The organism is Ferrimicrobium sp. (assembly GCF_027319265.1).
Lineage (GTDB): Bacteria > Actinomycetota > Acidimicrobiia > Acidimicrobiales > Acidimicrobiaceae > Ferrimicrobium.
The window spans coordinates 1-6999 of sequence record NZ_DAHVNP010000046.1; the positions used below are offsets into that span (position 1 = coordinate 1).

A 6999-nucleotide genomic window follows, 5' to 3' on the forward strand; every position below is an offset into this window, starting at 1 on the left:
ATCGAGGAGATCGTTCACGTTTGCAACGTCGCCCACACCCCACCCCCAAACGGTCGGTCAGGTTTTGTCCTGATACCGGTCATGATAGAGAACCTGCATCATTATCCACTCACTCGGCGGTCCGAGGTTTGCCTCATTAGTTAACCAGTTAACTAATATCTTCGAGTGTTCTGCCAGCGTGTGATCTGCATCTGATCCGCTTGTATTGGTTCGTAACCTATACGCGTTTGCTAGGTTCAACTTTGGCGGGTATCTCGGTGTGAGTGGACGATAATCGCAGCCCCGTTATTCGTTGGTTGACTATGGTAGGGAAAGCCACCCTAGGTATCAGCAGGCTCGCTCAACCAACTTTCCCCCCAGTTGAACTCGGGGCTTTCGAGAACTTAGGGTTAAATTACATCTCGTTGTATCCTTGGCTGCCGGCAATCTCTTAAATTGATGACGATAGCTGCAAATCCATCACCAGGCTTCAGCAAGCCCCTCGGTAACCGATCAAGCCCCTGCGCTAACTCGACCGTCGCTGGCCATTTGGGGTCATAAGAAATTCTGGTACCATCTTGGAAAGTAAACTCACTGGTCACATCCAACTGGAGAGTCCTCATGTGCTCACGAACTGACTCCAAACACTCGTCATTCTTCGGGGACAATCCTATGAAATTATAAACATCCTCAGTCTCAAAACGAATCTGGTCGGAATCGTTCGCATGGAAATCATAGGCAACCACCAAGGGGGGCTCGCTTCGGTAGTAGCGAACATGCCCTTTGGGCCAAGACAAGAATCCTAGAAGCTCTGGCGAACCTTTATCCAGGTCTTCACTCTCCCTCACCGCTGGCCGTTCGGGAGCTCTCATCGTACCCTGTGAGATAGATTGCAGAACACTCCCCAACCTCATATAGGTGCTGCTGCTGCCGAGAACATTTACTCCCACTTTGAGGGAGTTTGGGATCGCGTGCGTTGACGGCCAAGCAAATGGCGCTCCCTTTGCCAAGAGGTCACTCGGAACAGACGTATCAATGTCGAAGAATCGTCGGACTACTCGATCCATGACATGGTGAGGATGTTCAGCTAGATAGGTTGCAGAGGGGCATTGGTCTTCGACTTCGGTGAGTGGAAGCTCTCCAGTGAGCAGCCCGTGAATCACGACAGCAATGTCACACGCTGACCAGGCGCCGTGACTGTTCAGCGTGAGTGCAACGACATGTTCTGGGTCGCTCTTTTCGACAAAGAACAGATGCATCTTGCTGAATCGCTCGAAGAAGCGCCCTCGAATTTGTCGCTCTGAGCTCAGCAACGAGTCGAGCCCAACACAGGCAGCGACATAGGGCAGAACCATCGACTCAGCAGTTGAGTAGTGCTGCCAATAGCGATCCGATCTATTGCTATAGCTTTGTTCTTCCTTCTTGGCTGATCGGTCATCACTCTCGATGGACGCTACTTCCACCCACGAATTGACCGCGCTAGCCGACCGCATTGTATGCTTGGGCAAACGGTGGTGCCATGATAATAGATCGGTAACAAACCAGACGTACTCACCTATCGTTCTACGAACTCTCCAGCTGCCATTAGTACCCATGGGTATGTGTAATCACTGTCGGGTTCTACCCTGCCCACTGTTGAACCTCAAGTTCTCTGAAGCATTGGGATAGCCTTTTGCTTCTTATACGGCATTTGTGCATACTGCTGAGTCATGCTCTGCTATTAGAAAAAGCAAGTCTATGATCCCTGACTACCACCACGGCTAGGCGGCTTTAATTGCCATCTCGTTGGTAGACTTCATCTGCGTAGTGCTCCAGCGTTTTAGAACATTGTGCTAGTATATCTATCACCGCTTGAGCCCCGCTGGCTGTGAGGATATCTCGAGCGCGTACCTTGTCAAACCAGCGTTGTAACTTAGTGAAATCCTCTTCATTCTCCTCGAGTTCAGCGAAGGTGTAGTGCTCTGAAGTCACCTCTTGTTCCAACCCGACAAGAAAATCCTGACATCGGTCGATGATCTCCTCGTATTCATCATTGCGGGCGGCATTGAATTGACTCTCCACCTCGGCAGCTCCAGCGAGTGCATCGCAGAGAAACAGGACAGCTGCTCCGCCCATCTCGTCAATAATCTCTCGACGAAGAGCCCGAAGAGTTCGCTCGGCGGAAGGATCCAAGGGGAATAGTGCGGTTCCGTTCAGTAGGTAGATCGCACCAAGGGACCTGAGCTTTCGCCATACCGTGGCCCGGAGCCGAGTCGGCTCATTTGGAACTCGGTATGCAAGAATCAACCACTGTACCTTGTTCTCATCTGGTTGAGGGATTTGTTCATCGTGGTGCATCGAGGAGAGTGCGCTCTCATCGTCCTCAAGGGCGTTCTCATGCTGACAATCGTGCACGTTGAATCCGATCTACTTGACCATACATAGGAGTTTATGTCGGGAACCCTTGTCTCATCCTCCGGGGCGAATGACTACTGCGTGCGATGTCGTTTGGATCAGATACCAGTCTTGCGGGTTGCACGACGCAGAGAAACGCTCAGCGCGATAATCCATACGATGGGCAACGCCCACCAGCTCGCGACTCTACCGTAGTGAAGTAGTGCCACGGCGACGAGTCCAAGTACCACGCCGACAGCAAGGGTAATGTCCTCTCCAATGATGAACTTCCAGAGGAACCGTGCGAGAGCCTGCGTCTGGGTAAGCATCGTTTTCATGCCGCCACCTCGCCCGTTGTCGCGGGTGTCCGCTTGGAGGAACGCAACACGGCGATGAGTGCAAACGTCACAAGCGCCGTCAAGGGAATAATAGCGAGGAGCGACACATCATTACCTGGCCAATGGGTACCAGCACCCTCGGCACCCCAGAAGGTTCCAAAACTCGTCAGGAGGATGCCAACAGCGTACTTAATTGTGTTCTCTGGTACCTTGGAAAGAGGTCCCCGGACGATCACGGCTATTAGGACTACAAGTGCGATCGCCACGACTGCAGCCAGTGCTGCTATGGGGATATCATGGGCATTTGCACCGAACGTCACCACAATGAAAGTCACCTCAAGCCCTTCTAGGAGTACAGCCTTGAAGGCAAGAGTGAATCCATATGGATCTCCACCTAGTCGCCCGGTTCCTAGCTCAGTGCCGGCGGCTTTCGCGTTAGCAACTTGCTTGAGATAGATGGCATCCTCATCGTGAAGATCCTTATAGCCGGAGGCTCGCAGTACTGCCTTTCGAACCCAACCGAGCCCAAAGATCAATAACAATGCACCCACAATGAGGCGAAGCGGACTTAAGGGGATCGAGGAGATCGCTGGGCCCAAGACCACTATGATGATAGCGAGCACTCCAATGGCTGTAGCCATACCGCGGAGTGGAGATCTCCACCCTCTCGTCACGCCAACTGCCACGACGACCGTAGTGGCCTCGACTGCTTCTACGGTGCAGGCCAAGAAGGCCGCAGCGAAAAGAAGCCATCCGGTCATAGACATACCTCCAGTTGTGATAGTCATGCTTCAGAGCAGCCGCATCGACAAATAGTAGCGCGCCCTTACTTGAAGCAGGAGGCTAACTAGCCTTCGAGTCAGTATAACTGTAGTTAGCGCAAAACCTAACACTGGTTAGCAGTAGACCGGTTCACGAGGGCGGAATCTGCTGTTTGGATTGTACCTTAACTAGCATCCTGCCCAGGGTCTCCACTGCTCCTTGTCTCCCCCAAAGGCTCGATATCATGGCTCTATCGGATCCATCGAGCGGCGTTCATCCAGTGCGAGCAGGCCTCTCAATGATCCTGATCGCGGCAATACTCGATTGGTGATCTCCTCACAGTCCTGCTTTTCGATTCGGCACGCTTCCCTCGAGATCACCCATCGGCGGGAATTATGTTTCTGTACGAGGGTTCAGGTTACTGCAATACACATTCATCAAGTGTTCGGTTCGAATTCACTAGTTCATTGGCTAACTGTAATTTAGCTGACATAGATTTCTCCTTGCTGTTGAATGTTCGAGTGAGGTGAGGTTCCAGTGGCTGAGGTGAGGCTTGAAGGCGTGACTAAGATGTACGGAGAGCACAAGGTTGTTAATGGCTTCGAGCTCTCGGTCGCAGAGGGTGAGTTCATCGTACTACTCGGTCCCTCGGGTTGTGGGAAGTCGACGACTTTGCGGATGGTAGCCGGCCTCGAAGCGGTGAGCTCCGGCAAAGTAGTCATCGGCGACACGGACGTGACGCAGACATCGCCCGCTACGCGAAACGTTGGCATGGTGTTCCAAAATTACGCTCTTTTCCCACACATGACTGCCTTCGAGAACTTAGCATTTGGCCTGAGGGCAAGACGTCTGCCGCAGGCTCAAATCAACGGACGAGTTGCAGAGGTTGCGAGGATGCTCGAGCTAGAGAGTGTCCTACGAGTACGGCCCAAAAACCTCTCTGGTGGCCAACGCCAGCGCGTGGCCTTAGGTAGGGCTCTCATCAGGAAGCCAGCAGTCTTCCTGATGGATGAGCCATTGTCGAATCTTGATGCCAACCTAAGGGATCGTGTCAGGATGGAGCTTGCCGGTCTTCATCGCCGACTCGCAATCACCACGCTATATGTGACACATGACCAAGGCGAAGCGATGACTCTGGCTGACCGGGTGGTGGTGATGAACGCCGGTGCCATTCACCAGGTGGGCACCCCAGCTGAAATCTATGAAGAGCCGGCAGACACATTTGTCGCTCACTTTATCGGCTCGCCAGGCATGAATCTTTGGAAAGTCGATGTCAGTGCAGGGACTCGAGGAGTTGCAGATTCGCTTGATCTCATGGTTGACCCCGGGTTGTGGCCATACTCCTCGGGCACCGAGAGTGAGATCGTCGTTGGTGTGCGGCCTGAGCATCTTGAGCTCGCTGAATTTGTAGAGGTGCCTGGAGTCCGTGCTGCGATGGAGGTAGAGCTGGTGGAACGTTTCGGAAGTCACCAGCTGGTACACGGCAAACTCGTTGGAGTCGGTCACCCAATTATTGCTCGCATGCCAGCAGAGGTGGAAGTTGAGGTTGGCACCCTGCGGGTTGTGGCTGCCGATGTCAGGAGAGTCCATTTATTTACGGGAAGTTCGGGTGAGAGGCTCGGTGGGAAAATGTCGATGTACGAGACCGTGAACGAGAGCGAGATCTACGGGTCGGTAGATGGGTCTCGGGGCGGTCGATGAGCCTGAGTTTGCGGTCTCGCAGAGCCAATGTTGGGGATGATGTTGTACCGATTCGGCGTAGCTGGTGGAGGCCCAGTCAGTTCTCGGAGACGATTTCGGCGTATGCTCTGCTCAGTCCCGCACTCGTTGTCTTTTTCCTGTTTTTTTTCGTACCTACTGGGTTTCTCGTCTATATTTCGTTCTTTCATTGGGGCATATTGAGCAGTGCCACCCAATTTGTCGGTTTGAAGAATTTTCGGACACTATTTGCGCAGCCTTTGTTTCTGCGGTCGATAGAGACTAGTGCTTACTATACGATCGTGATGATTCCAGCGACCGTGATGCTCGCGCTCGCGATCGCTATGCTGTTAAGGGAGGTGGTGACCGCCCGCAGGGGCGGTGTGTGGCGTGCCGCTGTGTTCTTGCCGCATGTTACTCCGGTAGTCGCCACGTCGATTATTTGGGTCTGGATCTTTAACCCCCAATTTGGCCTTGCGAATGCCGTGCTTACCTTTCTTCACCTCCCTGCACTCAATTGGTTAGAGAGCGTTCATTGGGCACTACCCGCTGTCATGATCGATTCGTTATGGCATTCATTGGGGCTATATGTCATCGTGTTTCTCGCTGGTCTTGCAAACATTCCCCGTGAACTTCTAGAGGTGGCTAGTCTCGAAGGTGCCAGTCGAAAGCATGTGTTCAGACGGATCATCCTCCCTCTTCTCTCTCCGACTACCTTCTTCGTCGTAATCTTGGCTACTGTCAACAGCTGGCAGGCGTTCTCACAAATTTATGCCATGACCGGTGGCCCCCATGGTGGAGCTGGCGGCCCCGCTTTCTCGACTACAACTGACTCACTCCTTACGTATCAGACAGCATTTATCTATGATCACTTTTCGCTAGCTGCAGCCATGGCTCTAATTCTTTTCCTGATTATTCTCGCCTTGACATTGATCCAAAAATGGGTCTCGAATAGACTGGTATTCTACCGATGAAAACTGTGGTTAATAGTAAGTCCACGAATCAAGTATTTCAATTATTGACAAAGACAATTAAGTGGGTTGCTGTGACGGTGGTAGCGGTGCTGTTTGCCTTTCCACTCTACTGGGTAGTGGTTACGGCATTCAACACCAAGAAGGGTGTCTTTTCGATTCCACCTAAGTTTACGCCCGCGTTTCATACTTCTGCTTTTCTCTACGTTCTTACGCACAGCAGCTGGTTAGGATACATGTTCAATACAATCTTCATCTCTGGATCAACGGTATTATTGGTGATTATTACCTCCGCGATGGCAGGCTATGCGCTTTCCGACCTTCGATTTCGTGGAGCTGGGGTTGTCTTTGGGGCTGTGTTAGCTGTAATACTTCTTCCTGCACAGGCCTTACTCATTCCGCAATACGATGTGGCGCTTCACCTTCACATGCTCAATACTTATTGGATCCAGATTATCCCCTTCGCTGCAAGCACATTTGGAGTGTTGCTATTTCGCCAATTCTTCAAGACGCTACCTAGGAGTTACTGGGAAGCGGCCCGACTAGAGGGGGTTGGCCACCTTCGTTACGTCTTTCGTATCGCCTTACCGTTGGCTCGCCCAGCGGTGGTAACGGTAGCGTTGCTGACCTTTATTAGCTCGTGGAATCAGTTTCAATGGCCCCTCATTATGACGACCTCGCATAGTGTCCAACCAATCGAGATTGCGCTTTCACATTACATGCAGACGTACGAAGCCAACTGGCGGAAATTAACGTCTGCGGTTCTGTTAGCTCTTGCTCCTATTGTCGTGGTGTTCATCGCCCTTCAACGTTATATTGTCGATGGTGTTGCTGGTCGGGATTCAGGCGTGAATGCTTGATCTCTTGGTGTTGTTGGT

General features: G+C 52.1%; 7 protein-coding genes. 3 read left to right on the forward strand and 4 right to left on the reverse strand.

Annotated elements, in window-relative coordinates:
• Positions 1-389: 389 nt before the first annotated feature.
• The 4 genes from M7439_RS06985 to M7439_RS07000 all read right to left on the reverse strand — a co-directional run bounded on the left by M7439_RS06985 (position 390) and on the right by M7439_RS07000 (position 3451).
• Positions 390-1238 (reverse strand): hypothetical protein, encoded by an 849-nt coding sequence (locus tag M7439_RS06985; protein ID WP_298348802.1) that lies wholly within the window; start codon positions 1236-1238, stop codon positions 390-392.
• A gap of 511 nt (positions 1239-1749) precedes the next feature.
• Positions 1750-2373, reverse strand: a complete 624-nt coding sequence (locus M7439_RS06990) for a Chromate resistance protein ChrB (RefSeq protein WP_298345017.1) — start codon at positions 2371-2373, stop codon at positions 1750-1752.
• A gap of 98 nt (positions 2374-2471) precedes the next feature.
• Positions 2472-2690 (reverse strand): hypothetical protein, encoded by a 219-nt coding sequence (locus M7439_RS06995; protein ID WP_298345014.1) that lies wholly within the window; start codon positions 2688-2690, stop codon positions 2472-2474.
• The gene (locus M7439_RS07000; RefSeq protein WP_298345012.1) at positions 2687-3451 is read right to left on the reverse strand and encodes a COG4280 domain-containing protein; all 765 of its coding nucleotides are present in this window, start codon (positions 3449-3451) and stop codon (positions 2687-2689) included. The genes M7439_RS06995 and M7439_RS07000 overlap by 4 nt, the downstream gene beginning before the upstream one ends.
• A gap of 538 nt (positions 3452-3989) precedes the next feature.
• Between M7439_RS07000 and M7439_RS07005 the strand changes: the two genes are divergently transcribed.
• From M7439_RS07005 to M7439_RS07015, 3 genes are read left to right on the forward strand one after another with little or no spacing between them, the layout of a single operon-like run.
• A complete protein-coding gene (locus M7439_RS07005; RefSeq protein WP_366525176.1) occupies positions 3990-5153 on the forward strand; it encodes a sn-glycerol-3-phosphate ABC transporter ATP-binding protein UgpC in 1164 nt (387 codons plus the stop codon).
• 8 nt (positions 5154-5161) lie between these two features.
• A complete protein-coding gene (locus M7439_RS07010) occupies positions 5162-6124 on the forward strand; it encodes a carbohydrate ABC transporter permease (protein WP_298348799.1) in 963 nt (320 codons plus the stop codon).
• Between the two features lie 44 nt (positions 6125-6168).
• Entirely contained in the window at positions 6169-6981 is an 813-nt protein-coding gene (locus M7439_RS07015) for a carbohydrate ABC transporter permease (protein WP_298342951.1), read from the forward strand.
• Positions 6982-6999: the final 18 nt, after the last annotated feature.

Excerpts from the sequence above, each read along its gene's own strand:
- M7439_RS06985 (WP_298348802.1), bottom strand. The coding sequence starts at position 1,238 with ATGCATCTGTTCTTTGTCGAAAAGAGCGACCCAGAACATGTCGTTGCA.
- M7439_RS06995 (WP_298345014.1), bottom strand. The coding sequence starts at position 2,690 with ATGAAAACGATGCTTACCCAGACGCAGGCTCTCGCACGGTTCCTCTGG.
- M7439_RS07000 (WP_298345012.1), bottom strand. The coding sequence starts at position 3,451 with ATGACCGGATGGCTTCTTTTCGCTGCGGCCTTCTTGGCCTGCACCGTA.